This window comes from Nocardia sp. NPDC051900 (genome assembly GCF_044452545.1).
Lineage (GTDB): Bacteria > Actinomycetota > Actinomycetes > Mycobacteriales > Mycobacteriaceae > Nocardia > Nocardia sichangensis.
In genome coordinates this window covers 194606-219955 of sequence record NZ_JBITBU010000009.1, presented here as the reverse complement: position 1 = coordinate 219955, position 25350 = coordinate 194606, and the positions used below count along the sequence as shown (strand labels likewise).

The following is a 25350-nucleotide window of genomic DNA, read 5'->3' as shown; positions in this document are numbered from 1 at the left end:
GTTCCTTTCGACGACTCTGGCACCGGCGCGGTGTGACCAAGTGCGAGTCCATCGTAGTGAGACACATTCGGTGAGTGGAAACCGATATCGACGCGCCCGTGCCAAGCTGTATTCGAGGGAGTGTGAACCGGGGTCGCCGACGACCGAGGGTTGGGTGACCCCGGGGACGAGCGAGAAAGCGACGACGATGACCTTCAACGAGGGCATGCAGATCGACCCCGACCGGGTTTCGTCCGGCGGTCCCGGCATGGGCGGCAAGCTCGCGCTCGGCGGCGGCGCGGGCGGGCTCATCGTGCTGGTGCTGGCGCTGCTGCTGGGCGGCGACCCCGGATCCATCCTCGGCAACTTCACCGGCTCGCAGGACCAGAGCCAGACGCAGCCGGGCACGGCCGGCACGCCGAGCCATTGCAAGACCGGGGCGGATGCCAACAAATACGTCGACTGCCGGGTGGCGCTCACCGCGCAGAGCCTGGACGCGGTGTGGTCGGCCGAACTGCCGAAGCAGGCCGGAAAGCGCTACCAGCAGCCGAAGGTCGTGCTCTTCTCCGGAGCCACCTCCACCGGATGCGGCAACGCCACCAGCGCGGTGGGACCGTTTTACTGCCCGGCCGACCGGACCGCGTACTTCGACACCAGTTTCTTCCAGGAACTGGTGGATCGATTCGGTTCCAGCGGAGGCCCGCTGGCGCAGGAATACGTCGTGGCGCACGAGATCGGCCATCACATCCAGAACCTGCTCGGTGACATCGGCCGCGCCCAGCGCGATCCACGCGGCGCGGACTCCGACGCGGTGCGCACCGAATTGCAGGCCGACTGCTACGCGGGCATCTGGGCGCATTTCGCGGACAAGCAACCCGCGCCCGGCAGCAACCAGCCGTTTCTGAAACCGTTGTCGGACAAGGATGTCAACGACGCGCTGTCGGCGGCCGCCGCGGTAGGCGACGACCGCATCCAGCGTGCCGCCCAGGGCCGGGTGAATCCCGAAGCGTGGACGCACGGTTCGTCCGAGCAGCGGCAGAAGTGGTTCCTCACCGGCTACAAGACCGGTCAGGTGAGAGCTTGCGACACGTACTCGGCCCCGGACCTGAACAACCCGTCCGGCCTGCGGTAGCGCCGGATCCGATCGATACAGCGCGCCGACTCCCGCCAGGGGTCGGCGCGCTGCCATGATCTACGGCAGTTCGTCTGTGCCGCAGACGGACACGGACAGCACCGGAAGATGGGATCGATGCGAGTAACGAAAGCCGTTCTGCTGGTTGTGACGCTGATCGTCGCGGTGGGCTCGGGCGCCGCCACGGCCGACCCGGCACTGGATCGACCCAGTGCGCTACCGCCGATCGCCGCGCCGCTGGCACTGTTCACGCTGACCACCATTCCGGACGGTTGGCAGGCCCGGACGGATCTGCGCCCGCAGCTGGAGATCTTCGCCGACGGCCGTGCGGTGAGCAGCCCCGACGCGGTGGCCGCCGAGCGCCGTCCCGAGACCCCGCCGAAGCGGATCGACGGCCATATCCCGCCCGATGTGTTGAACGCGGCGCTGGCGGAGACCAAAGCGCTCGCCACGGTGGACCTCGGCGTGCCGAAAGCCACCGACCAGAGCAGCCGGATCATCGACTTCATGCCGCAGTCGCCGTCGGACGACGTGCATCTGGTGGTGTACTCGCCGGACACCACCGAGGGGCTCGGCGCCGAGCAGCAGGCCGCGCGTAAACGCTTCGCCGACCTCTACCGGAAACTGATCGACTCGTTCACGCAGGACAACTGAGGCTCTGCACGTCACCCGGCCCGCTGATCCGCTCGGGCCGGGTGCAGCGGCTCGCCTACCCGGCGTCCGTCAGAACTGGTCCTGCTCGTAGTCCGAGCTGATGATCTCGTCCGAATGCGTCGCACCGATGACGTCCGGCGTCGACTCGCCCAGCGGGCCGGTGAGGTCGTCGTTGCCGATGGGACTCAGGTAGGGCTGCACCGTCCGCGAGTGTTCCTCGTCGGTGCCGCGCTGCCCCGCCGCGGCGCCGGGGCCGCCCATGAAGCTGCTCGATCCGGCGGGTGTGGTACTCGCGGGCGTGCCGGTACCGAGCGAAGTGCCCGGGACGCCGGCGACCGGCCGGATCGGTGCGACCGTGGCGCCGGGCAGGCCGGTGACTTTGGGCACCGACGACACGCTCGGGCTGCCGGGACGGCCGGGGCTGCTGCCGAGCAGGCTGCTCGGCGTGCCGTGGCTGGTGGTCGGGCTGTGCGAGGTGCTGTGCACCGACGACGGCGTGGTCGAGGGCGTCGATGTCGACGGCGTGGCGGAATCAAGGCCTGCCGCCTTGGTCGCGGTGTCCGACGCGGTCGACTGCGCCTGCTCCAGGATCGGCTGACCGACGTTCTCCGCCAGCGCCTGCGCGACCTCCTGCGGCGCGGGCCCGCCGCCCGGGGCTACCAGCTGCTGCACCATGCCACTGAGCTCGGCGGTCTTACCGGCCAGGTCGCCGCGGGTGGCGTTGACCACGCCGACGGCTTGACCGAGGTGTTCGGTGGCCGAGGCCATCAGCGTCGCCTGGGCGGGCGGAGTGAGGATCACCGGCGCGAGCGCGGTCGCCTGGGTGGCGAACGACGACGCGATGCCGAGCAGTTGCGCGTTGCCCTGCTGCACCACCGTGGCAGCGCGCTGCGTGAGTTCGGAGATGTCGATGCCCCGCTGGCTGGTCTCCTGTCCCTGCACGTTCGCCTGCTGGCTCGTGGCCTGTGCGTTGCGCGCGGCCTGGCTCTGCCACAGCTGCTCGACCGTGCTCATGCTGCCCTTGCCGACCTGCATGGCCATCTCGATGACCTTGGAGGACTGGCTGAGGATCGCGGTCGGATCGAACGCGCCGATGACACCGGTGCCGAAGCTGCTCAGCAGGTCCAGGATCGGCTTCATCAGGACGTCGACGCCGGGCAGCGCGGGCACCGCGACACCCTGGAGCAAGGCGGCCACCGGATCGGCGGGCAAGGCAGGCAGCGATCCGGCCGCGGCCGCCGCCTGGTTCACCGCGCCGCTGATCGCGCTCGGCGCGGCGGCGAGCGCACCGTTCAGCACGCCGTTCGCCTGATCGAGCGCGGCTTCGACCGCGGGCGCTCCGATCTGGCCGACCGCGGTGTTCGTGTCCCCGAGCAGCGCGGACGTATCATGCGCGATCCCGTGCCCGTCCTCGGCGCTCGGTGTACCGCCCAGTCCGGGCAGACCGGCGGGCACGGTGGCGGCCGACTGCTGATCCTCGGAGATCTTGCGGGACAGCACGAATGCGGGCGGCTCGATGGGCGGCAGATCTTCGGGCAACTGCGGCAGCGGCAGGTCGAGCACCGCCTGTGCCGGTGTCTGCTGCAATGCGTCCAGCACAGTCTGCTGGCCGATGGCGACGTTCTGTTCGGCCGCGTGCGCGACGGCGTGATCTTCCGGCGCGATGACGCCGCTGTCCAGCGGTCTCATACCGCGCCCCCGATCTGGCCCGCGATCGACCCGAGCGCGCCCGCGTTGGACCAATCGACCGCGTCGTAGGCCGCGGCCGCGCTGAACGCCGAGTCCGAGAGCTTGGCGTACTTGGCGGACAGATCGTTGATGTCCTTGGCCTGCAACACTTGCGCCGCGGCGAACATCGCCAGGTAATCGGCCCCGATCAAGCCGAACACCGGGACGAGCGCCGAAACGTTCTTCACCGCGTCGAAATTGCCCGCCCCCGCGAGATCACCGGCGATACCGGCGTTCGTGGCGGCGAACGCCCGGACCGCTTCGGTCTCTACCGAGAGATCACTCATCGAGTTGCCCCCCAAATCGTCGTACAGATCAGCGTCATGCAGTTGTGGTGATCCGCCTGCTCCCTGCCGAATCGGCAAGGGCCGCTACGGTTGCGCTCAATATAGCGGACCGGACCGGCATGTTTCGAGCCCGAACGCGCCGCACACCGGGCAAACCCGGCAGAACTGGAACGTGTTGCAAATTAGAACAAGTTCTATATTCTCTGTCCCATGAAGGTCGCAGTGACCGGCGCAGCCGGCTACCTTGGCACGAATCTGCTCCGCCTCCTCACCGAGCGCGGCCACCAGGTCACGGCCATCGATCGGGCCGTTCCCGCCGAGCCGGCGGCACCCGGCGTCACCTGGCTGCGTGGCGACGTGCTCGACCCGGCGTCGATGCGCGCCGCGCTGGACGGCGCCGAGGTGGTCTACCACCTGGTCGCGGTGATCACCCTGGCCGAGAAGAACGATCTCGCCTGGCGGGTGAACACCGAGGGCGTGCGCGTGGTCGCCGAGGCGGCGCTGGCGGTCGGCGCGCGCCGGATGGTGCACGCCAGCTCGATCCACGCGTTCGACCAGTACAGCTGCGGCGGCCGGATCGATGAGAACGCGCCGCGGTCGACCGACCCGGCACTGCCGGTCTACGACCGCTCGAAATGGGCGGGCGAGGTGGCGCTGCGCAAGGTGATCGACCAGGGACTCGACGCGGTGCTGTGCAATCCCACCGGCGTCTTCGGCCCACTGGACCACAGCAAGCCGCTCTCGCGCATCAACCGGACGCTCAAGGACGCGGCCCTCGGGCGCGTGCCCGCCATGATCGGCGGCGGATTCGACCTGGTGGACGTGCGCGACGTCGCCGCGGGCCTGGTGCTGGCGGGCGAGAAAGGCCGCACGGGCGAGAACTACCTGCTCGGCGGATCGATGATCTCGATGCTCGAACTGTGCCGCGTCGCCGCGACCCATGGCGGCAAACGCGGCCCGAGGTTCGCCATCTCCCCCAAGCTCGTGTCCGGCGTCATCCCGGTGCTCGCGCCGATCGGCAAGCTGTTCAACTCCGACATCGTCTCCAAGGCGGCGCTCGGCGCGCTGATCTCCGCGCCGGTGGTCGACCACGGCAAGGCCGAACGCGAGCTCGGCTACCGGCCGCGCCCGCTCGACGACACGGTGCGCGACCTGGTCACCTTCTTCGCCGACCCCGCCGCGCTGACACCGCCCGGCACCAAGCAGATCGCTTGACAGCTGCTAGAACACATGTTCGACTGAAGGGGTGCGGTGGCAAAGCCAGACCCTGGACGCCGAGGACGGCGCCTTGCCCGGGCTGTCCCGGGCCGGTCTGGTGCGCACCGTGCGGACGCCGGAGTTCGAGGGCATCACATTCCACGAGGTGTTGTGCAAGAGCGCCCTGAACCGGGTGCCCGAGGGCGCGAACGTGCCGTTCCGATGGACCGTCAATCCCATGCGGGGTTGTTCGCACGCCTGCCGCTACTGTTTCGCGCGCGGCACGCACGAATATCTGGATCTGGACGCGGGCCGGGACTTCGATTCGCAGATCGTGGTGAAGACGAATGTCGCCGCGGTGCTGCGCAAGGAACTCGGCAGGCGGTCCTGGCGCCGCGAGCCGGTCGCGCTGGGCACCAACACCGATCCCTATCAGCGCGCCGAGGGACGCTATCGCCTGATGCCCGGCATCATTCGCGCGCTGACCGAATCCGGCACCCCGTTCTCCATCCTCACCAAAGGCACCCTGCTGCGGCGGGACCTGCCGTTGCTCACCTCGGCCGCCCGCGAGGTGCCCGTGAGTCTCGCGATGTCCATCGCGATACTGGACGAGGATCTGCACCACAGCCTGGAGCCGGGCACACCGTCACCACGAGCCCGCCTGGATCTGGTTCGCGCGCTCGCCGACGCGGGCTTCGCCGTCAACGTGCTGGTCGCGCCGGTCATCCCCTGCCTCACCGACGGACGCGCCCACCTCGACGCGGTCTTCGGCGCGATCGCCGAGGCCGGGGCTCGATCGGCGGTCGCGTTCCCCATGCACCTGCGCGGCAGTACCAGGGGCTGGTTCCTGTCCTGGCTGGCCGAGCACCATCCGGCGCTGCTGCGCCGGTACCGCCAGCTGTATCGGCGCGGCGCCTACGTCACGCCGGAGTATTCCGCGTGGCTGCGCGCGCGGGTCGCTCCGCTGCTGGCGGAGCACGGTTTGACGGCGCGCGGACGGCCCGAACCCGAGACACGAGCCGAAACCGCGCACGCGAGCGACGCGCAGCTGGCATTGTTCGCCTGACGCCCGCACCGCCGAATCTCGCCGGTCCGCGCGCTTCACGGGCGCGCACCGCGTTCGACGGAGTAGTTTGGCGATGGCACCTCTCAGCGACGAGGAAGTGAAGCAGGCATATGGTTTCACACCAAAACGATGTCGGCACAGCTAAATTGGAAAAGGTCGTCATTCGGTTCGCCGGGGACTCCGGCGACGGAATGCTGCTGACCGGCGATCGCTTCACCCACGAGGCCGCCGCCTTCGGTAACGACCTGGCCACCCAGCCCAACTTCCCCGCCGAGATCCGAGCGCCCCAAGGCACGCTGCCCGGCGTCTCGTCCTTCCAGATCCAGATCGCCGACTACGACATTCTCACCGCGGGTGACCAGCCCGACGTGCTGGTCGCGATGAACCCGGCCGCGCTCAAGGCGAATCTGGAGGATCTCCCGCGCGGCGCCACCGTCATCGTCAACACCGACGAGTTCACCAAGCGGACCCTCGCCAAGGTGGGTTACGCCGCCGATCCGCTGGCCGACGAGACACTGTCGGACTTCGTGGTCCACCGCGTCCCGATGACCTCGCTCACCCTCGGCGCCACCGAATCGACCGAAGTCGGCAAGAAGGACGCCCAGCGCGCGAAGAACATGTTCGCCCTCGGCCTGCTGTCCTGGATGTACGGGCGCCCGATCGGCGGCACCGAGCAGTTCATGCGGGAGAAGTTCGCGACCAAGCCCGATATCGCCGAGGCCAACATCCTGGCGTTCCGGGCGGGCTGGAACTACGGCGAGACCACCGAGAGCTTCGCCACCACCTACGAGATCGCGCCCGCCGCACTCCCGCCGGGCACCTACCGCCAGATCACCGGCAACACCGCGCTCGCCTATGGCCTGATCACCGCCGGTCAGCTCGCCGGGCTGCCCGTCTTCCTCGGGACCTATCCCATCACTCCGGCCTCGGACATCCTGCACGAGCTGAGCAAGCACAAGAATTTCGGCGTCACCACCTTCCAGGCCGAGGACGAGATCGCCGGGATCGGCGCGGCGCTCGGCGCCGGGATCGGCGGTGCGCTCGGCGTCACCAGCACATCGGGCCCCGGGCTCGCGCTCAAGAGCGAGACCATCGGCCTGGCGGTGATGACGGAGCTGCCGCTGGTGGTGATCGATGTGCAGCGCGGCGGACCGTCGACCGGACTGCCGACCAAGACCGAGCAGGCCGATCTGTTGCAGGCGCTCTACGGCCGCAACGGCGAATCACCGGTGGCGGTGCTCGCGCCGCGCTCCCCCGCCGACTGCTTCGCCACCGCGGTGGAAGCCGCGCGAATCGCCCTCACCTACCGCACTCCGGTGCTGCTGCTGTCCGACGGTGCGATCGCGAACGGCTCCGAACCGTGGTCCATCCCGCAGGTGTCGGAGCTGGAGCCGATCGACCCGGCGTTCGAACCGGAAGGCGACGACACCGACCCGTTCCAACCGTACGCACGCGATCCCGACACGCTCGCCCGGCCGCTCGCCGTCCCTGGCACGAAGGGCCGCGCCCACCGCATCGGCGGCCTCGAGAAGGCGGACGGCAGCGGCAACATCTCCTACGACCCGGCCAATCACGAACTCATGGTTCGCCTGCGTCAAGCCAAGATCGACGGCATCGAGGTGCCCGATCTCGTGGTGGACGATCCGGACGGCACCGCCGAGCTGTTGCTGATCGGCTGGGGCAGTTCCTACGGCCCGATCGGCGAGGCGTGCCGTCGCGCGCGGCGGCGCGGTGCGCCGGTCGCCCAGGCGCATCTACGGCATCTGAATCCGTTGCCCGCCAACCTCGGGGAGGTACTGCGCCGTTATCGCGTCGTGGTCGCGCCCGAGATGAACGGCGGCCAGCTCGCCACGCTGCTACGGGCGAAGTACCTGGTCGACGTGCGACCGTGGACGAAGATCGCGGGCACCGCGTTCTCCGCCCAGGAGCTGGTCGGGGTCATCGACGCGGCGCTGGACGGGTCGATCGAGGAGCTGGAACAGAACAAGGTCTTCGCCGCACGGGCGCGGGCCACCTATAGAACACTGCCGGACGAAGGCCGTCCACAGCCCAGCGCAGGCGAGGCAGCCACATATCGGATGTCTGGGGGTATCGCATGACCATCGTGGAAGCCTCACTGGTCGGCACCGATCTGGGACTCACCGGTGTATCCGGGGTGCCGTCCGCGGACGGACCGCAGAAGGTGAAGGACTTCACCTCCGATCAGGAAGTGCGCTGGTGCCCCGGCTGCGGCGACTACGTGATCCTGGCGACGGTGCGCGGCTTCCTGGCGGAACTCGGATTGCGCCGGGAGAACCTGATGTTCGTGTCCGGGATCGGCTGCTCCAGCCGCTTCCCGTATTACTTGGAGGCCTACGGCATCCATTCCATCCACGGTCGCGCTCCCGCGATCGCGACCGGATTGGCGGTCAGCAGGTCCGATCTGTCGGTCTGGGTGGTGACCGGTGACGGCGACGCGCTGTCCATCGGAGGCAACCATCTCATCCACGCGCTGCGCCGCAACGTGAACATGACGATCCTACTGTTCAACAACCGGATCTACGGCTTGACGAAGGGCCAGTACTCGCCCACCTCGGAACAGGGCAAGATCACCAAGTCGACCCCGATGGGCTCGGTGGACCACCCGTTCAACACCCTGTCGGTCGCGCTGGGCGCGGAAGCGACCTTCGCCGCCCGCGCGCTCGACTCCGATCGTGCGGGACTCACCGAGGTGCTGCGCGCCGCCGCCGAACACCGGGGCACGTCGTTCGTGGAGATCCTGCAGGACTGCCCGATCTTCAACGACGGCTCGTTCGACGCGCTGCGCCGGGACAACGCCGCCGACCATCTCGTCCCGCTGCGGCACGGCGAGCCGATCCGATTCGGCACCGAGGGCGAATTCGCGGTGATACGACGGGGTTTCGGGCTCGCGGTGGCCCGGGCCGACAGCGTCGCGGAGTCCGATATCGTGGTGCACGACGCCTTCGCCGACGACCCGGAGTACGCCTACGCGTTGTCGCGGCTGTCCGATCAAGGGCTCGAACACGTGGTCACAGGTATCTTCCGCAGCGTCTCTCGACCGACCTACGACGACGCGGTGCGCTACCAGATCGAGACGGCGCGGGAACGGAAGCCCGTCGGTCCCGAATCGCTGCAGTCCCTGCTCACCGGATCCGAAACCTGGACGGTCGGATAGCTGGCCGCGCCTGACCGGCTCTGCGGGGCGGACGCTCGCGGCGCCGGTCAGGCGCGCTTGGCGAAACCGAGGTCGACGACGGCGTCGCGCTCTTGCACCAACTCCGCGACCGAAGCATCGATCCGGGGACGGGCCAGAGCATCGATCGCCAGGTCGGGCACGATGGTGTACTCGCCGTTCGCGCAGGTGACCGGGAACGAGCTGACCAGCCCGTCCGGCACGCCGTAGGAGCCGTCCGAGGCAACGGCCATGGAAACCCAGTCACCGTGCCGCGTGCCGCGCACCCAGTCGTGGATGTGGTCGATCGCGGCGCTGGCCGCACTCGCCGCCGAGGACGCGCCGCGCGCCTGGATGATGGCGGTGCCGCGCTGCTGCACGGTGGGCACGAACTGCTCGGTCAGCCACGCCGGATCGCCGATCAGGTCGAGGGCGGGACGTCCCGCGATGGTGGCGTGCGCGATGTCGGGGTACTGCGTCGCCGAGTGATTGCCCCAGATCGCGACCCGCGCGATGTCGGCGGCGGGCGCACCGGTCTTCTTGGCCAGTTGCGCGATGGCGCGATTGTGGTCCAGCCGCGTCATGGCGGTGAAACGCTCGGCGGGCACGTCCGGTGCGTTGCTCATGGCGATGAAGGCGTTGGTGTTGGCCGGGTTGCCGATCACGAGCACCTTCACGTCGTCCGCGGCGCTGGCGTTGATCGCGGCGCCCTGCTCGGTGAAGATCGCGCCGTTGGCGGCGAGCAGATCCGAACGTTCCATCCCGGCGGTGCGCGGCCGCGCGCCGACCAGCAGGGCGATATCGGCGCCAGCGAAGCCGATCCACGGGTCGTCGCTGATGTCGACGGACTCCAGCAACCCGAACGCGCCGTCTTCCAGTTCCATCGCGACGCCCTCCAGCGACGCCACCGCGGCGGGGACTTCCAGCAGCCGCAGACGCACGCGTGTGTCCGGGCCGAGCATCGCGCCGGAAGCGATCCGGAACAGCATGCCGTAGGCGATCTGGCCCGCGGCTCCGGTCACGGTGACGGTCACGGTCCCAGCGGCGGTGCTCACGACGAACTCCTTGCGGTAGGCGGACTTCTGTTGCCCACCCTAACCACTCTCACCGCCGCCGAAGGCCGACGGTGAGCTACGCGACAGTGACTCGTGCGCCCGCCCGGCACCGGCCCCGGAGGAGAACCGCGGGGTCAGCTGAGTGTGGCGACCTCGCTGTCGGTCAGCACGATCGGCGAAACCGCGTCCTTGGCGCGCGCCAGCCGCACGGCGCGATACAGCGGCCGTTCCTCCAGCCCGGCGTCGCGCGCCTCGGCCCGCAACTGCCGCACCAGCATCTCGGAAACCGCTACGGCCGCGGCCAATCGACTGGCGGCGAGCGCGTCCGCGAGCCTGCGCAAACCGACCAGGTGCAATTCGCGGCCGCTGCCCACGTCGGTGTACATGGCCAGCGGAACGACCTGGGAGACCTCACCGGCGGTGACCCGCAGAGCGATCCGGCTCAACCGGGCCGGGAACACCAGGACCTCGACCCCGGTGGCCGCCGACATCTCCACCCGCCGTTCACCGAACAGTCTGCGGGCGTGGATCATCGTGCCGGTCAACCACATTCGCCGCCGACGCAGCGCGACGGCGTACAGGACGGTCGGCGCGCCGACGACGACGCCGACCGCCGCGGCGATCGGCCAGCTCACCACGGTCGCGGCCAGCAACGCCGCGCCGACCCCGATACCCGACGCGGCCAGCGCGAGGCGGCGCAACATCGGCGCGTACAACTCGGGCGCGACCAGATCGAGGCCCACCGGCGCGAGCGCCCGCTGGTCATCAGAATTCGTGGACACTACTCCGCCCTCTCGCGACTCCGGCGGCGGTGGTACGCGCGCCGGTCACGCTACTGCTCCCGTCACCCGGCCGACGACGGGTTCGACGCACAGTACCGTGCGCGCGGCGGGCGCGCCGCGAAACTCGACGGGCAGCGCACCCGCCGCCCCGCTACCCGGCCAGCGACTCCCTGATCACGCCGACCACCTCGGGCAGCGGAATCTGCCGTTGCTCACCGGTCGCCATGTCCTTGAGCCCGATGGTGTTCTCCGCGAGGTCACGATCGCCGAGCACGAGGGTGAACTTCGCCCCGGAACGGTCGGCCGCCTTCATCGCGCCCTTCACACCGCGCCCGCCGTAGGCCAGATCGACCCGGACACCCGCCGCGCGCAACTGCGCGGCGACCACCACGAGCCGCTGCTTGGCGGCGTCGCCCAGCGGCACGCCGAACACCTCGCAGCGCGCCGGGTTGCCCGCCGACTTGCCCTCGGCCGCCAGCGCCAGCATGGTCCGGTCGACGCCGAGGCCGAATCCGATACCCGACAGCGGCTGCCCCCCGAGCTCGGCCATGAGACCGTCGTAACGGCCACCGCCGCCGATGCCGGACTGCGCGCCCAGACCGTCGTGCACGAACTCGAACGTGGTCTTGGTGTAGTAGTCGAGGCCGCGCACCATGCGCGGGTTCACCACGTACGGCACGCCCAGCGCTTCGAGGTGGCCGAGTACCTGCTCGAAGTGCGCCTTGGCCGACTCCGACAGGTGATCGATCATCAGCGGCGCGTTCGCGGTCATCTCCCGTACCTCGGGCCGCTTGTCGTCCAGCACGCGCAGCGGGTTGAGCTGGGCGCGCCGCTTCGTCTCCTCGTCCAGCGGCAGTCCGAACAGGAAATCCTGCAGCAGTTCGCGGTACTGCGGGCGGCACGTCTCGTCACCCAGCGAGGTGACCTCGAGGCGGAATCCGTCCAGGCCCAGGCCGCGGAACCCGGCATCGGCGATCGCGATGACCTCCGCGTCGAGCGCCGGATCGTCGACGCCGATCGCCTCGATGCCCACCTGCTGCAACTGGCGGTACCGGCCCGCTTGCGGCCGCTCGTAGCGGAAGAAGGGACCCGCGTAGCACAGCTTCACCGGGAGCTGACCGCGATCGAGGCCGTGTTCGATGACCGCGCGCATCACGCCCGCCGTGCCCTCGGGACGCAGCGTGACGCTGCGGTCGCCGCGGTCGGGGAAGGTGTACATCTCCTTGGTGACCACGTCGGTGGACTCGCCGACGCCACGGGCGAACAGGCCCGTGTCCTCGAAGACCGGCAGCTCGATATGCCCGTACCCGGCCAGTCGGGCGGCGCGGAGCAGGCCGTCGCGCACCGCGACGAACTCTGCCGAGCCGGGCGGCACGTAGTCCGGTACCCCCTTCGGGGCGGAGAAGCTGCTGGTCTTGGTCACGATGCTCCAGTTTTCACCACTACGGCACCGCAAGTCCAACCGGTTCCCCGAACCGACTCTCAGGAAGGTTGCGGAACAGTCTCAGGTAGAAATGGCACACTCTTATCCCGATGTAACCGGATACGGGAGGAACGTGGTAGTGCCGAGCAACGAACAGCGACGAGCAGCGGCGAAACGCAAGCTGGAACGTCAGCTCGCCAACCGGGCCGAGCGGGCGCGCAAGCGCAAGCAACTCACCATCGCCGGATCGGTACTCGGTGTCGTCGTCGTGGTCGCCGCGGTGACCGGGGTGTACTTCTTGACCCGCGGTGACGACAGCAACAGCTCCGATGCCGCCGACGCCTCGCTTTCCAGCACTCCCGCCGCGGCAGCCCCGCCCTCCGCGAAGGCCAAGCCCGCGACGGTCGACTGCACCTACCGCGACAGCGCCAAGCCCGCGGACAAGCCGGTGAACAAGCCGAAGGCCGGCCCCGTCCCCACCACCGGCGTCGACGCCAAGGTCAGCGTCAGCATGGACACCAGCCAGGGGCCGATCGGGCTGACCCTGAACAACGCCGATTCGCCGTGCACGGTGAACAGCTTCGTCAGTCTGGCGGCGCAGAACTACTTCGACGGCACCAGCTGTCACCGCATGACCGCGGGCGAGGGCCTGAAGGTCCTGCAGTGCGGCGACCCCACGGGTACCGGAATGGGTGGGCCCGGTTACGAGTTCGACAACGAATACCCGACCGACCAGTACGCTGCGAACGATCCGGCGGCGACATCGGAGCCGATCTCGTACAAGCGTGGCGTGCTGGCCATGGCCAACGCGGGGCCGGGAACCAACGGCAGCCAGTTCTTCATCGTGTACTCCGATTCCCTGCTCCCGCCGCAGTACACGATCTTCGGCACCGTGGACGACAACAGCCTCGGCACGTTGGACAAGATCGCCGCGCTGGGCCAGGACGACTCCAACGGCCCCGGGGACGGGAAGCCCAAACAGCCGGTCACGATCCAGTCGGTGCGCATCGACCGCTGAGTGCGGATCCGGGCCCGCGGCCGTCTCCGGCCGCGGGCCCGAGCCGTATCCACGTCCCTGCAGCCGAAGTGCGGATAGTGGAACCTTTCTTCGGTTAGGGTGCCCTCAGCCCGAAGATCATCCGGCGCGCCCGAAGACACGCCGGAAATGTGCGATATATGCTGATAAAGCAGCACGCTCGTGCGATTGTGCCGACCTTTGTCAGGTAACCTCGAAACAAGGAGTTCTTGCAGCGTAGTGCGGCCTCGGCCGGGCTATCCCCGGGCAGGAAGTGCCACGCCGCAAGTTCTTCGGGTGTCCACGTTGGCAGGCGGGACCCGCTGCACGGGACTACAGTTCGCGTGGCGGCGTCCGTAACGAAGCACCACCATCATCCATAGTGATCACCGCAGCATCGGGGAGCAGCCATGTCCGAGGAACTGGACGACATCGGCCGGGAAACCGCGGCCATGATGAGGACAATGTTGCAGCTTGCGACGCTCGTCGCCTTGCGTACCCGCGAGCGTGGTCAGAAGGAAGCCGAAGCGCGCGTCAAGCTCACCGAGGCCCGGATCAAAGAGGCCAAAGAACTGCAGTTGCGGGAGGCCAGGGACGCGAAGGCCAAGGACCCGCGCAACACCGAGCTGGCCCGGCTGATCGAGAAGCCGATCCCGGAAAAGGGTGTGTCCCTGGAGAAGGACCGCTTCTCCGCGCAGGCCGAGGCATCACGGATGGCGGCCAATGCCGCCGCCGCCAAGCCGGCCTTGCAGTACGACTCCCAGGAACGCCGGATGGCGATCGCGGCACATCTCGCGAAAATGGGTGTGGCGCCGGAACTCGCCGCGGTGCGGATGCTGATCGAAGTAGGGCAGGCACAGCCGCCGGGTGAGGCCGTACGCACCCGCCCCGGCGAGGCGCCCGCGGTTACCAGGGCAGGACGGGAACAGGATCCCCGTGGCTTGGAGCGCACGCGATAGCACGAGACGGACGAGTGCCCGCTGGATGATCCAGCGGGCACTCGTCCGTTCCGAACCCTTTCGGCGAGAATCGCCGTGACGCATCGCTACTACGGCGGGAAGTTACCGATCGTAGGGTCACTGAACATGCCGTTCTGCGGCGCCTTCGTCGGCAGCGGGTTGAGCATGTCCTTATGACCGTTGCGCACACTGCAATACTTGAACGGTCCCTTGGGATCGAACAATTTCGCCATATGCGGATCGGCATGATCCAGGAACCAGACGCTCAGTCCGGTCGCCCCGTCCTGGCGGTAGTGCTCCCAAGCGCGCCATAACGCGTCCAGCCGGGCAATTGCCTCCGCGTGCTGCCACCACTCCGGGCACCACACGGTGTCACTGAGATCGGTGACCTGCCGACGGTAGATCACACTGAGATAGTTCTCGACGAACTCGACCACGTTCGCGTAGTGCATGTTCTGCTGCGGTTCGTTCACAGCGGCCGGACCTCCTCGACTTGGCCGTACTCCGGCGGTGGCGTCGACTTGCTCAGCGACGGCGAACCGATGACGTCCGCGATCTGCGTCTTGCGCTGCGGATCATGGTGCGAGATGGACTGTTTCACGTCGGAAGCGTACTCACCCTCCCACCACGGCACGGTACGGATGAGCACCGGTGGCGCACCGGACGGGAACAGGATGGCCCGCCCACGCGGCAGCGTCGCCAGACCGTTGACCGAGAACGTCTTGGACGAGCCCAGCGAGCGTGAGTAGCTCTTGCCGCCCTTGGATTCGGAGACCGACTGCGAGATCGCGTCGTACTCGCCGAGCACGTCCGAACGCTCCTGCAGGAACTTCGTGTCGTCCACGCCGCTGCCGAGCACTTTGATGTTCGCCGCCGACCACAACGCGTTCATGCCGCTCTCGCCCCAGCAGCGGGCGCCCTGCGCCCAGGACTGCAGCACGGTCATCACGACGATGCCCCGGGAGCCGAAGTGGCTGTACTGCTTGGGCAGATCCTTCCAGCGCACCACGTTTGCCGCCTCGTCCAGCACCGCGAGCAGCGGGATCGCCAGGCGCCCACCGGCCGACTGCGACGCCTTGCGCATCGCCACGTCCACCACCGCCTCGGTGAGCGCGCTCACCAGCGGCGCGGCCGAACCGCGGCCCTCCAGCGACAAGCTGTAGAGCGTTCCGTTGTTCTCCAGGAACTCCAGCTCGTCGAATTCCCTGCGGTCGCCGCCCCGGGAAATCCACGGATGCACGTTCGACAGTTTCAGGCAGCGGATCATCTTCTTGGCCGTGCCGAAGATGCCGCTGCGCGTGCGCGGATCGGTGTTGTACTGCGAGGACAGGCCCGAGGCCGTGTAGTGATGGCGGGCGGCGCGCAGCAGCTCGATGGGCTCGGTGTCCTGCGGATTGGTCACCCACTCCCAGACCTGCACGATCGGCCTGCTGCCGTTGCGGTCGCCGACGGCGGCGGCGAGGAACAACCCGGCCAGCAGGTCCTCGGCCTCGGGATCGAAGAACGCGTCGGTCTTCGTGTCGCGGCCGTCGTCACCGTCGGCGAAGTGCCCCGCAAGCCGCGCCGCGCGCATCTCACAACCTTCGCGCTTGGCGTCCACCCAGGACAGCGGATCCCAGAACCAGGTCGGCTCTTCACCCGCGACACCCTGCGGGTCGAAGACGAAGGTGGGGCTTCCCTTGGACTCCCGCACGTCGCGGGTGGCGTCCACCACGTCGCGCTTGTTCGAGGTGGCCAGCACCGGGCCGATCGCGCTGAGGATCGCCGGGATGACCCTGGAGGTCGACTTGCCCTGACGTGGACCCCAGATGTCCAGGTGCAGATCCTCGTACGAACCGTAGAGCATCACCCCGTCGGCCACACCAACGCCGATCGGCACGCCCGGAGCGTCGTCGTAGCCGAGTCTCACCCCCAGCTGCTCGGCCTTCTCCCGGACGCCCGCTTCGGTGAGCATCGAGATCGCGCCGCCGTTGCCCATCACGTCGGCCTTGTCGTCGACCGGCAACCTGCCTTTGGACCGGCGCTTCTGCAACTCCTTGCGGATCACCAGATACGCTACGACGCTGAGGATCACCAGCAGCACGATCGCCGTCGCCGCGCCCGGCCAGCGCAGCCTTCCTCGCGCCAGATCGGCCGCGATGGCGATCGGGTTGAACGGAACCTTCTGCGGGCTGCCCTCGAGCATGTTGCCCAGATGCAGCGCGAGCCAGAGGGTTCCGAAGATCGCGAAGCCGGCGTAGGTCAGTAGCAGGCTGACATCGGGTCCGGGGATGGCCGGATCCGTCACCTTTTTCTTCTTCGCCATGTGTCCCTCCTGGGTCGGCCGTCCGGTACGGAAAGCGAGTGGTCAGCGGAATGCGTCGAGCCGCCAGCCGTCGGGTGTGCGCACAACGGTGGCGATCACCGTCGCGGGCGGCAGCGGCTCCTTGCGTCCGTTCGGATGGACGACGGTCTGCTCGATCCCGATCTTGAACTGCTGGACGTTCGGATCACTGAGGGCCGGAGCCTTCTCGCCGGACGCGAAGGTGAACGCCTCCACATGCGCCCCTTCCCTCGCCCAATCCGCCCATTGCAGTGTCGACTTCGGCGTCTGCACCGCGGTCGGCGTCGCATCCAGCATACGAATCAGGCTGGGGCCGAGAAACTTCCGCGCTCGGCCCAGAGACTCGCCCTGGGTCTCGGTGGCGGGCTGCCAACTGTAGATTTCCCGCAACGCCGCGACCGCGACGCCGTCCGGCGTCACCGGGTCGGGGGCGGGCACGCCCTCCAGCAACCGGGGTGTGGACGTAGCGGAATGCGCCGCATCGGATCCCGAGTCCGCGCGGTCCGTCCGGCCACAGGCCGCACCCAGCACCGCGACGCTCACCACCAGCATCACCACCAGTTTCGCGCGTGCATTTGCTCTGTCCATCCAGGCTAGCCGCACACCGGGACGTCGCGGCAGTCCCGCCGCCGTGTGTTCGCGCCCGTGAACGCTCACAGCACCCTCCTCGCCCGTCCGTCTCCTGGCACCGCGACTTCCGAAACGCCGCCGCCGGATCGGACGTCCGCGCCGGGCACCGACTGGATCATCCGGCCGTTGCCCGCATAGACGCCGACCTGCGCGGGTCCACGCGCGCCGAACGAGCTGAACACCAGATCCCCGGGCTGCGCCTTGCTCATCGGCACCTCCGCGCCCGCCTCCCACTGCTGTTCGGCCGTGCGCGGCAACGTCACCGCGCCGGAGGACGCCGCGAACACCGCCGCCGCGGTCAGACCCGGTCCGTCCAACCCCCCGCCGCTCGGTCCTTGGGGTCCCCCGCCGCCCCACACGTAGGGCGTGCCGAGCCACTCGTGCGCGGCTTGGACGATCTGGTCGCCGGCCGAACCCTGCCCAGGGGTGAACCGGCCGAGCGAACCCGGCGCTCGGTATTGCGCTTCCATGGTGAGAATGTTGCGCACGTATGGCTGGGTCTCGGCGTAGTGCGCAGCGAGCTGGTTCGGCATGCCGCCCGAGGCCAGCACCGCGCCTTCGCCGGCGTTGTACGCCGCCAGCGTCAAAGCGACGATGTCGCCCTGCACCCTGCCCTCGGCCTGCCACCGCTGGATCTGGTGCGCGATCGCGCACATGTAACGCCCCTGGCCGACGATCGCGTCCCCGTCGTCCCACACGCTGGCCACGCCGTTGCCGTCGGCATCGATCACGTACGGCTGGCCGTCGTCGGGATCGATGCTCACCGCGGTGGTCGGCAGGAACTGGGCCAGGCCCTGCGCACCGGCGGGCGAGGTCGCGCCGCGCCGGAAACCGGATTCCTGCCTGCCCTGCGCGGCCAGTAGCGACGGCGTGATCTGCGGGCAGATCGAACCCGCACGGCGGTACCAGATCTCCAGTTCTTGTGGCACCTTGCCCGCGGCCAGCGCGCCACCGGCGGTGCCGAAACCGAGGCTGCAGCGTGGATCGCTGGAATACGCTCGCGCACCGCCGACATCCGGGGTCGGCGCACCGTCCAGCCAGGGCAGCGGGTCGATCTGCCGTCCGCCGGCGAATCGGCCGCCCGGGACGATCTCGAAATGCAGGTGGGGACCGCTGGATTCGCCCGCCGACCCCACCGCGCCGATGTGCTGCCCCGCGGTCACCGTGTCGCCCGGCCGGACCAGGACGCCGGAGTCCCACATGTGGCCGTAGACCGCCGAGTACGAACGGCCGTTGATGTCCACCGAGTCGACGACGATCCAGTTGCCGAATCCGGAGGCCGGACCGGCGGCGACGACGCGGCCGTCGGAGACCGAGAAGATGGGCGTGCCGTCCGGCGCGGCCAGGTCGACGCCCTTGTGCGCGCCACCCCGCGCGCCGAACGTGTCCGACACCGTGAAGGTTCCGGTGGCCATCGGCAACGTGCGGCGCAGCGGGCCGACTCCCGCCGCGAGTGAGGGTGTGGCGGTCGCGGCCGGATTCGGTCGGCTCGCGCCGGAACCTGTTGTCGCGGCGGCGCGCCGATCGCCCGGCGGGTAACCGCCCAGCGGCGGAAGCACCGACTGCGATCCGAGCACGGAGCCGCCCTCACAGGCGTCGTCGACGGCGGGCATGACGATGACCAGCACGATGGTCATCAGGCCGAGCACCGCGCCCAGCGCCGTCCACAACACGGATTTGCCGCTCACCGCCGCACTCCGGCATCGCGCCGCGCGCAGCCCGGGTTCACGTGCGGCGCCGAGTCTCGTTGAGGGTGTCGGCCAGCGTGCGGTTCATCTCGGCGGCGGCAGCCAACTGCTGTTGCAGCAGTGCGACCTTGCGCCGCAGCGCGGTGGCGTCCATCCGCTCCAGACCGGGGCCTTCGGCCGCGCGCACCCAATTGCGCACCGAGTTCGTGTGCACACCGATCTGCTCGGCGACCACGCGGCAGGCCTCCGATTCACTGCGCAGCTTGCCGGTCAGCGCGATGACCTGTTCGACCGCCGCTTGACGCACCTCCGGCGAGACGCGTCGGTAGGACCGGTGCGGCATCATGCGGCGCTCCCCGGCGAATCCGTTCCCCGCGAGATCGATTCGGTGAACTCGCTGAACCGCTGGTTGGTGTCGTGGATCCCGCTTTCCTTCTCCGACAGCGTGAATTCCATGTGGAAGGGGATACCGGGGCGGCGATCCTCACCGATTTTCAGCAGGAACTTGCCGGTGCCGGGCGGGGAGGGCCGCTGCTGTCCCGGTTTGAGCGCCTCGCCGGTCAGCGCTTGCGGCGCGGACCATCCGGTCACCATCTCCTCCTCGGCCGAGGTGAACGGAACCGTGCTGTCGAGCCGTTTGATCTCCTCGGCCGGAAGCGCGCCGAAGATCTTGGCGCGCGCCCGCTCGAGGAAACCGAGCGCCTTCGCGATGGCGGCTTCCGATCCGAGCGCCTGCAGGTCCTTGATGGTGTGGCTGATCATGATCAGCGCGGTGGCGATGCCGCGCTGCAAGCGGGTGAGCTCGTCGACGCGGTCGACCATGAAGTCACCGAGGCCGAGCACCTGCCACAGCTCGTCCATCACCACTTGGAAATAGCGCTGCGGACCGAGTTTCGCGTCGGCGAGCACGTGCGCGGCCTCGACCGAGGCGAACCCGTCGGCCCAGCAGGCCAGCATGACCGCGGCTTTGAGCTTCTTGTCGCCGGTCGGGATGTGCGAGACGTCCATGCACACCGCGACCGCGCTGGTATCGATCGGCACGGTGGTCTGGCCGTTGAAGACCGCGCCGAACGGTCCCTGAGTGAGCGCGCGTAGGGAGCGGCGCAGCCCCTTGATCGCCTCCTGGTACTCCGCGGTGTCGTCGGCGCCCGCGTCCAGCATCAATTCCTCGCCGCCGCCGACGATCACCTCGAGCAGGTTCTCCATGATCGGCGGCTTGTCCGGCGTGTACCCGCTGCCCGGCCGATAGAGAATGCGCAGCGCGGTGGCGATCAGGGTCTCCTCGTAATCGCGGACACGATCGCCGCGTACCAGTTCCACCAGGCCCGCGATCAACGTCACCTGCCTGGCCCGCAGGTCCTGCAACACCTGCAGCTGCAGCGCCGGGAACTCTTCCAGTCGCGGGACGACCGCGCCGAGCACGCCCGCCGCGAGCGGGTTGAGCTTGCCGTGCCCGTAGCCCAGATCGATCACCTGGCCGCCGACGAGTTCGACCATCTTCCGGTAGTCCGGTTTGACGTCGGCGAGGATCAACGGCGTGATCCCTTGCGCGATGCCGCCGAGCACGATGCGGCGGACCAGCGAGGACTTGCCGAAACCGTTGAGGCCGAGCACGAACAGGCTGGGGGCGGTGATGAAGCTGCCGCGCATGAACCAGTTCATCGGGTCGAAGCAGACCGGCGCGCCGGTGTGCAGATGCGAACCGAGGGGCGTGCCGATCAGCGGCGCGCCCGCGCCGACCGACCAGGGCCACAGACCGGCGACCTGGGCCGTGGTGGCACGGTACTCGACCGGGCGGCCGACCACGTTCATCCGGCCGCCGCCCGCGCCCGCGTAGCCGCGGTCGGTGAGTTGCGCTGTGCTGCGGTCGAATCCGTCCTCGATCGTCTGCTCCGCGCGGGCCGCGTAGTTGCGGCGGCGGATGTCGTCGGTGCGGACCCGGAACTGCGCCCATGCCGCCCGCAGGCCGTTGCCCTCCCTGGCGAGCATCTCCAGCTTGGCACGAGTGGCGTCGTCGAGCAGCGGTGGCCCGGATTGCTTGCGTCGATCGGCTTTCGCCTTCGCGCGACGGGCCGCCTTGTCCGTGTACGGGCTGCCCATCGCGCGGTCGGCGGTGTAGTCGACCTTCGCGGGCCGTGCCACGCGACCGTTTTTGGCGCCGTTGCGCTCCGGTCGTGCGGCGATGCGCTCGGTGACCGCGTCGCGGGACATGCGCGGGTTCCGTTCGGCGCGGGAGCGTTCGGTGTGCCCCCGGTCGGCGCGCACGCCGTCGGACCGGCCCGCGCCCGGTCGAGCGCGACGCTCGCCCGCTCGCCGGTCGGTCGTGTCGACGCCCAGCCGGTCCTCGCCGTTCACCCGCGCCGAGTCCCGTGTGGGGCGCCGCCGTTCCGGCCGCTGTCCCCACTCGTCCCGGCCGGATTGTTCGAGCCGCCTGCGGCGTGCGTCCTCGTCCCGTTCCCGCACGGGTGGCTCGTAGTCGCGTGCCATGAATCGCTCACCCCGCCAGTGCCTTCGGAATTGTCGCGTGTTCCGGCAGGATCACCCCGCAACCGAGCGAGGCCGCGAAGGCCGCCGCCTGGTAGCGGTAGCACCGCCGAATCTTCAAGCGCGCCTGGGTCGACAGGTCGCGCGTGATGGCTTCGATGCGCGGCAGGTCACCGCGCAAGGGCTCGGTGATGGTCACCAGCGCCCCGAAGCGGGTCACACCGTGACCCCTGGCCTGCTCCTCGCGGGCCTGCTGAGTCGCGCCCACCCGCAGCGTCGCCGCCGCGGACACGACTCCGCGTTCGCTCTGTTGGGCCACCAACGCGTTCTTGAAATCGTCGTCGACGATCTCGGCGGCGTCGGCGGCCGAGTGCGGACGGTACACGATCGCGATACGTTTGCGCGGCACTTCGGGATTCGGCGCGAGCAGCCGCTGCAGCACCCGCTCGTCGACCGCGCCCTCGGGGGCGGCATCCATTTCCCAGGTGACCGACCGGCCACCGTCGTGCACCAAGTAATCCCACTTCTCGTCGTGGGACACCGGGCCCGCGTCCGCCCAGTCCAGGCCGTGGCCTTCGGGTTCGCCCGCGGCCACCTCCAGGTCGGCCTGCGAGGCCGGATCGTAACTGCGGCGGATGAACGAGATCACCTCGTCCGCCGACATCGGCTGAGCGCGCACACCGGCTTCCGCCAGCGCGGCGCAGATGCCGGGCAGGCGCCGTCCGATCTCCACGGCTTCTTCGGCCGGGTTCTTGCGGCGCTCGGCGGTGGTGGCCTTGAACGTGATAGCCACCCGCGGCAGCAACTGCACGCGCTCCTGCGGCAGTTCCGTGGCCAACTCGTACATCACCTGCTGGGCCAGTTCGGGCGCCTCGGGCCTGGTGATCGTGGAAACCTCGGTGAGCAAACGGTTTCCGGTCTCCGGCACGGTGTCGATCACCGGCACCACGGCGACGATGTCGCTGGTCTGTCCGACCGAGGCCAGGAAGGTCCCCCACGCCGACACCCACCGGTCGATCACGGGCTGGTCCACCGCCTCATGACCTTGCGGCCACGCGCGCAGCACCACGGTGTACTGGGCGAACTGCGGCAAGTGGATCATGCCGAAGCTGTAGCCACCCGCGTCGATGCCCTCATACAACTTGGAGGGCGCGAGCAGGCCCGGCAAACGGGTGACGCCGCCGGGGATCCGGGAGAAGCGGCCACCGCGGTACACGTGCTCGCCACGACTGCGCGAGCGCATCCAGTTGAACATCATCAATCCCGTCTCGTAGCCCGAACGACCTCCGGTCCGCCACACCAGTGGGACCATCACGACGACACCGACGCCGCCGACGATCACACCCCACTGGAAGCCGCCGACCATCGCGGTGATCAGCGCCGTGATCACGACCGCGAAGCCGAGCACGGTTTCCTCCCAGCGCAAGCCGAAAAGGCCTGCGCTGCGCGGCTTCTGCCAAAGCCCGTACGAGCGGCGCTCGTAGGTGTCGGTGATTGTCATCGCGGAATGGTGCTCCTCCCGAGGTCGGGTGAACGGTTCGTCCAGCGATCGCCCGCGACGTCACCCATGGCTTGGTCGGCCCGGCTCAGCCCACCGCTCGCGGCGCGCGCCGCGCCGATCCGGCCTGCCGTCCTGGCCGCTCCGGACGCTACCCCGGCCGCGCCCGCAGGTCCGGAGGCGCGCGGAGCCGCGCCGCCCTGGGGGCCGCCGCCACCGCGCGGCGGCGTCGGCCGAGGTGCGCCGCCGCCACCACGCGGTCCGCCCGCGCCGCCCGGGCGCGGTCCGGTGCCGCTGCCGCTCACATAGCCTGCCCGGCCCGGCGCCGCAGTGCCCTTCACGCCGACCGCCTTGGTGCCCATGGCGCCGAGAGCAGCCACACCGACCAAGGTGCCGCCCGCCGCGGTGAAACCCGAACCGCCGCTGCCGACGATCGCGACGGCCGGAGTGACCAGTCGCATCAGCGCGGGCAACACGAATGCCACGCTGCACAACAGCACGATCGCCACCAGCATGCGCTGGGCCTGCTCACCGTCGGGCAAGCCGCTGGTCGGAGTGAGCGAGTCGACGTGGCCCGCCGTGGTGAACGCGATCATGTAGACGATCGCCGCCACCGGTTTCCACAACATGAAGGCGATGATCCAGCCGATGAGCTTCTGATAGGACTGCTTGCCGATGTTCATGCCGGAGGCCGCCGCGGCCAGCGGGAGCACACCGGCCGCGATCACCAGCAGTCCCTGCCGGACGATGGCGAGCACGATCTGCGCGAGCGCGCCGAGCAGGCCCACGATCGCGATGATCAGCACCAAGCCAGGCGAAAAGGCCTGCAGCTTGCTGGTTTTCACCATCAGCTCGGCGAGGTCCTTGGCATTGCCGTTGGTCGAGTCGTCGATGATCCACTCCGCGAAGCGGTCCGACGCCTGCGTGCCCGCGACGATGACCGCGCCCAGCATCCAGGAGCTGAACACGACACGGGTGAACATCCGGAACGATTCGGCCGCCTCGTTCATCGCGGCCCCGCGTCTGGCTTCGGCCAATCGCGCCCCGGAGAGGATCACCGAGGCTATCAGCAGCAGGATCTGCGCTTGGTAGGTGTAGTCGTTGATCTTCGTGAACAACGAACCGGAATCGCTGACCGCCTCGTTGGGCACCTTCATCCAGAAGGTCAACGCCAGGATGATGGCCTCGCCGAGACCGTTCATCAGCGAATCGACCACCTTGCCGAAGGTGGAGTCCCAGGCCTTGTCCTTCACCGCCGTCGCAGCCTGGTTGGGATGCGAGGCGGCATTGCCCGCCTTGCACGCGGCGGACGCGGCGTCACCGAGGGTGAAGCCGGGCAGCCCGAGGCCGTCGAGGCTGTCGTGGATCTCGTTGCACGTATCGTCGAAGCCGTACGTCTGGCCGTAGGCCACGGTCGGAGTCGCGATCATCACCGTGAAGATGACCGCGAGGATTGTGACTAGCCGCCTCACCATTGTGTCCACCCATCGATCGAACCGATCGTTTCGAGCGGCTGCGTGTCGCCCGCGGACGACTTCAATCTCCAGCCACCGTCACGCCATACCACGTTGAGTCTCATGGCCACCCAACTTCGCCCGCCGTGCAGGAACTCACGGGTCTTGCGGGCGACACGAACAACAGCGAAATCGTCACCATAGCTTTCGATTCGAAATGCGTCGGACGCGTACAGCAGCGGTTTGACGCTCTCCGGCAAGACGTCGGGCACTTTGCCCTCGGCGATCTTGCGCTCCCGGTCGGCGAGTTCCTCGGGCGTGAGGATCACCAACCGCTGCCACAGCGTGTGGTCGGTGGGCCGGGCCACGGTCCGCCAGTAGATCTGCTCGGCGGCCAGGGCAGCGCCCTGCGGGGTCTTGGCGAACCCCGTCGGCACACCGTTGTCGACGCGCGCGGGGCCATCGGTCGTCGAGAACGGAACCACGGGGCCGCCGTACACCTGCTGCCAACCGCCCGGCTGGTTCGTCCCGCCCGGCGCGCCGGTCTGCCACTCCGGATCGGTCGGCGTCCGTGGCTCGCCCGACTGCGAGAGCGCCTGCCCGGCAGGGTCTTTCGGGATATCGAAACGATGGCCGAACGAGTCCGCACCCGTTCCAGCGAAGGACGGCCCCGGACCGGGTGCGCCGGAGAGATCGGCCGATGCCGTCGTCTGCGACACCTGGCCGGCTGCCGCGTCGTCGTCCCGGACCGCGAACACGGTGACGACCGCGGCCACCGCCACGGCCAGTACCGCTCCCGCGCCCAGCACGGCAGGCGGCATGCG

At 69.0% G+C, this 25350-nt stretch carries 22 protein-coding genes; 8 read left to right on the top strand and 14 right to left on the bottom strand.

Translation table 11 applies throughout. The features are described from left to right. Nucleotides 1–187 precede the first annotated feature (187 nt). On the top strand, nucleotides 188–1111 hold the full coding sequence (locus ACIA5H_RS17690; RefSeq protein ID WP_355070556.1) for a neutral zinc metallopeptidase: 924 nt from the start codon (nucleotides 188–190) through the stop codon (nucleotides 1109–1111). 117 nt (nucleotides 1112–1228) lie between these two features. Next, nucleotides 1229–1765, top strand: a complete 537-nt coding sequence (locus ACIA5H_RS17685; RefSeq protein WP_355070554.1) for a hypothetical protein — start codon at nucleotides 1229–1231, stop codon at nucleotides 1763–1765. A 69-nt stretch (nucleotides 1766–1834) separates the two neighbouring features. Here ACIA5H_RS17685 and ACIA5H_RS17680 read toward each other — a convergent pair whose 3' ends face one another. Both ACIA5H_RS17680 and ACIA5H_RS17675 read right to left on the bottom strand, forming a co-directional pair. After that, on the bottom strand, nucleotides 1835–3454 hold the full coding sequence (locus ACIA5H_RS17680; RefSeq protein WP_397076799.1) for a hypothetical protein: 1620 nt from the start codon (nucleotides 3452–3454) through the stop codon (nucleotides 1835–1837). Next, nucleotides 3451–3780, bottom strand: coding sequence for a type VII secretion target (locus tag ACIA5H_RS17675; protein WP_040867626.1), 330 nt, complete (start codon nucleotides 3778–3780; stop codon nucleotides 3451–3453). The genes ACIA5H_RS17680 and ACIA5H_RS17675 overlap by 4 nt, the downstream gene beginning before the upstream one ends. Before the next feature lie 210 nt (nucleotides 3781–3990). On the opposite strand from ACIA5H_RS17675, the gene ACIA5H_RS17670 reads away from it, so the two are divergent. From ACIA5H_RS17670 to ACIA5H_RS17655, 4 genes are all read left to right on the top strand, one after another. Continuing rightward, complete coding sequence (locus ACIA5H_RS17670; protein ID WP_355070549.1) at nucleotides 3991–4995, top strand: NAD-dependent epimerase/dehydratase family protein; 1005 nt, start codon at nucleotides 3991–3993, stop codon at nucleotides 4993–4995. Between the two features lie 31 nt (nucleotides 4996–5026). Further along, nucleotides 5027–6043, top strand: coding sequence for an Rv2578c family radical SAM protein (locus tag ACIA5H_RS17665; RefSeq protein ID WP_379251016.1), 1017 nt, complete (start codon nucleotides 5027–5029; stop codon nucleotides 6041–6043). 110 nt (nucleotides 6044–6153) lie between these two features. Continuing rightward, a complete protein-coding gene (locus tag ACIA5H_RS17660; protein WP_397076798.1) occupies nucleotides 6154–8142 on the top strand; it encodes a 2-oxoacid:acceptor oxidoreductase subunit alpha in 1989 nt (662 codons plus the stop codon). Continuing rightward, the gene (locus tag ACIA5H_RS17655; protein WP_397076797.1) at nucleotides 8139–9218 is read left to right on the top strand and encodes a 2-oxoacid:ferredoxin oxidoreductase subunit beta; all 1080 of its coding nucleotides are present in this window, start codon (nucleotides 8139–8141) and stop codon (nucleotides 9216–9218) included. The genes ACIA5H_RS17660 and ACIA5H_RS17655 overlap by 4 nt, the downstream gene beginning before the upstream one ends. Before the next feature lie 47 nt (nucleotides 9219–9265). Here ACIA5H_RS17655 and ACIA5H_RS17650 read toward each other — a convergent pair whose 3' ends face one another. The 3 genes from ACIA5H_RS17650 to hisS all read right to left on the bottom strand — a co-directional run bounded on the left by ACIA5H_RS17650 (nucleotide 9266) and on the right by hisS (nucleotide 12475). After that, nucleotides 9266–10270 carry a malate dehydrogenase gene (locus ACIA5H_RS17650; protein ID WP_397076796.1) on the bottom strand — a complete coding sequence of 335 codons (1005 nt, stop codon included), beginning with the start codon at nucleotides 10268–10270 and terminating at the stop codon, nucleotides 9266–9268. Nucleotides 10271–10404: 134 nt separating this feature from the next. Then, entirely contained in the window at nucleotides 10405–11052 is a 648-nt protein-coding gene (locus tag ACIA5H_RS17645; protein WP_356961671.1) for a hypothetical protein, read from the bottom strand. 151 nt (nucleotides 11053–11203) lie between these two features. Then, nucleotides 11204–12475 (bottom strand): histidine--tRNA ligase, encoded by a 1272-nt coding sequence (hisS, locus tag ACIA5H_RS17640; RefSeq protein WP_397076795.1) that lies wholly within the window; start codon nucleotides 12473–12475, stop codon nucleotides 11204–11206. A 139-nt stretch (nucleotides 12476–12614) separates the two neighbouring features. Here hisS and ACIA5H_RS17635 point away from each other — a divergent pair, with 139 nt between their 5' ends. After that, nucleotides 12615–13493, top strand: a complete 879-nt coding sequence (locus ACIA5H_RS17635; RefSeq protein WP_356961670.1) for a peptidylprolyl isomerase — start codon at nucleotides 12615–12617, stop codon at nucleotides 13491–13493. A 407-nt stretch (nucleotides 13494–13900) separates the two neighbouring features. Next, complete coding sequence (locus ACIA5H_RS17630; RefSeq protein ID WP_355070533.1) at nucleotides 13901–14449, top strand: hypothetical protein; 549 nt, start codon at nucleotides 13901–13903, stop codon at nucleotides 14447–14449. Nucleotides 14450–14538: 89 nt separating this feature from the next. Here the strand turns inward: ACIA5H_RS17630 and ACIA5H_RS17625 are convergent, their stop codons facing one another. From ACIA5H_RS17625 to ACIA5H_RS17585, 9 genes are all read right to left on the bottom strand, one after another. Then, complete coding sequence (locus ACIA5H_RS17625; protein WP_355070531.1) at nucleotides 14539–14922, bottom strand: DUF4913 domain-containing protein; 384 nt, start codon at nucleotides 14920–14922, stop codon at nucleotides 14539–14541. After that, a complete protein-coding gene (locus tag ACIA5H_RS17620; RefSeq protein ID WP_355070529.1) occupies nucleotides 14919–16754 on the bottom strand; it encodes a TraM recognition domain-containing protein in 1836 nt (611 codons plus the stop codon). Before ACIA5H_RS17620 ends, ACIA5H_RS17625 begins: the two co-directional genes overlap by 4 nt. A 42-nt stretch (nucleotides 16755–16796) precedes the next feature. Continuing rightward, complete coding sequence (locus ACIA5H_RS17615; protein ID WP_355070527.1) at nucleotides 16797–17360, bottom strand: hypothetical protein; 564 nt, start codon at nucleotides 17358–17360, stop codon at nucleotides 16797–16799. 65 nt (nucleotides 17361–17425) lie between these two features. Continuing rightward, entirely contained in the window at nucleotides 17426–19090 is a 1665-nt protein-coding gene (locus ACIA5H_RS17610; protein WP_397076794.1) for a peptidoglycan DD-metalloendopeptidase family protein, read from the bottom strand. Between the two features lie 37 nt (nucleotides 19091–19127). Beyond that, complete coding sequence (locus tag ACIA5H_RS17605) at nucleotides 19128–19436, bottom strand: transposase (protein ID WP_039798972.1); 309 nt, start codon at nucleotides 19434–19436, stop codon at nucleotides 19128–19130. Next, nucleotides 19433–21577: a hypothetical protein gene (locus ACIA5H_RS17600; protein WP_379251031.1), complete on the bottom strand. Its 2145-nt coding sequence runs from the start codon at nucleotides 21575–21577 to the stop codon at nucleotides 19433–19435. Before ACIA5H_RS17600 ends, ACIA5H_RS17605 begins: the two co-directional genes overlap by 4 nt. A gap of 7 nt (nucleotides 21578–21584) precedes the next feature. After that, entirely contained in the window at nucleotides 21585–23075 is a 1491-nt protein-coding gene (locus ACIA5H_RS17595) for an SCO6880 family protein (RefSeq protein WP_355070521.1), read from the bottom strand. Beyond that, complete coding sequence (locus ACIA5H_RS17590) at nucleotides 23072–24547, bottom strand: hypothetical protein (RefSeq protein WP_379251033.1); 1476 nt, start codon at nucleotides 24545–24547, stop codon at nucleotides 23072–23074. Before ACIA5H_RS17590 ends, ACIA5H_RS17595 begins: the two co-directional genes overlap by 4 nt. Beyond that, nucleotides 24541–25347 (bottom strand): hypothetical protein, encoded by an 807-nt coding sequence (locus ACIA5H_RS17585; protein WP_397076793.1) that lies wholly within the window; start codon nucleotides 25345–25347, stop codon nucleotides 24541–24543. The genes ACIA5H_RS17590 and ACIA5H_RS17585 overlap by 7 nt, the downstream gene beginning before the upstream one ends. Nucleotides 25348–25350 lie beyond the last annotated feature (3 nt).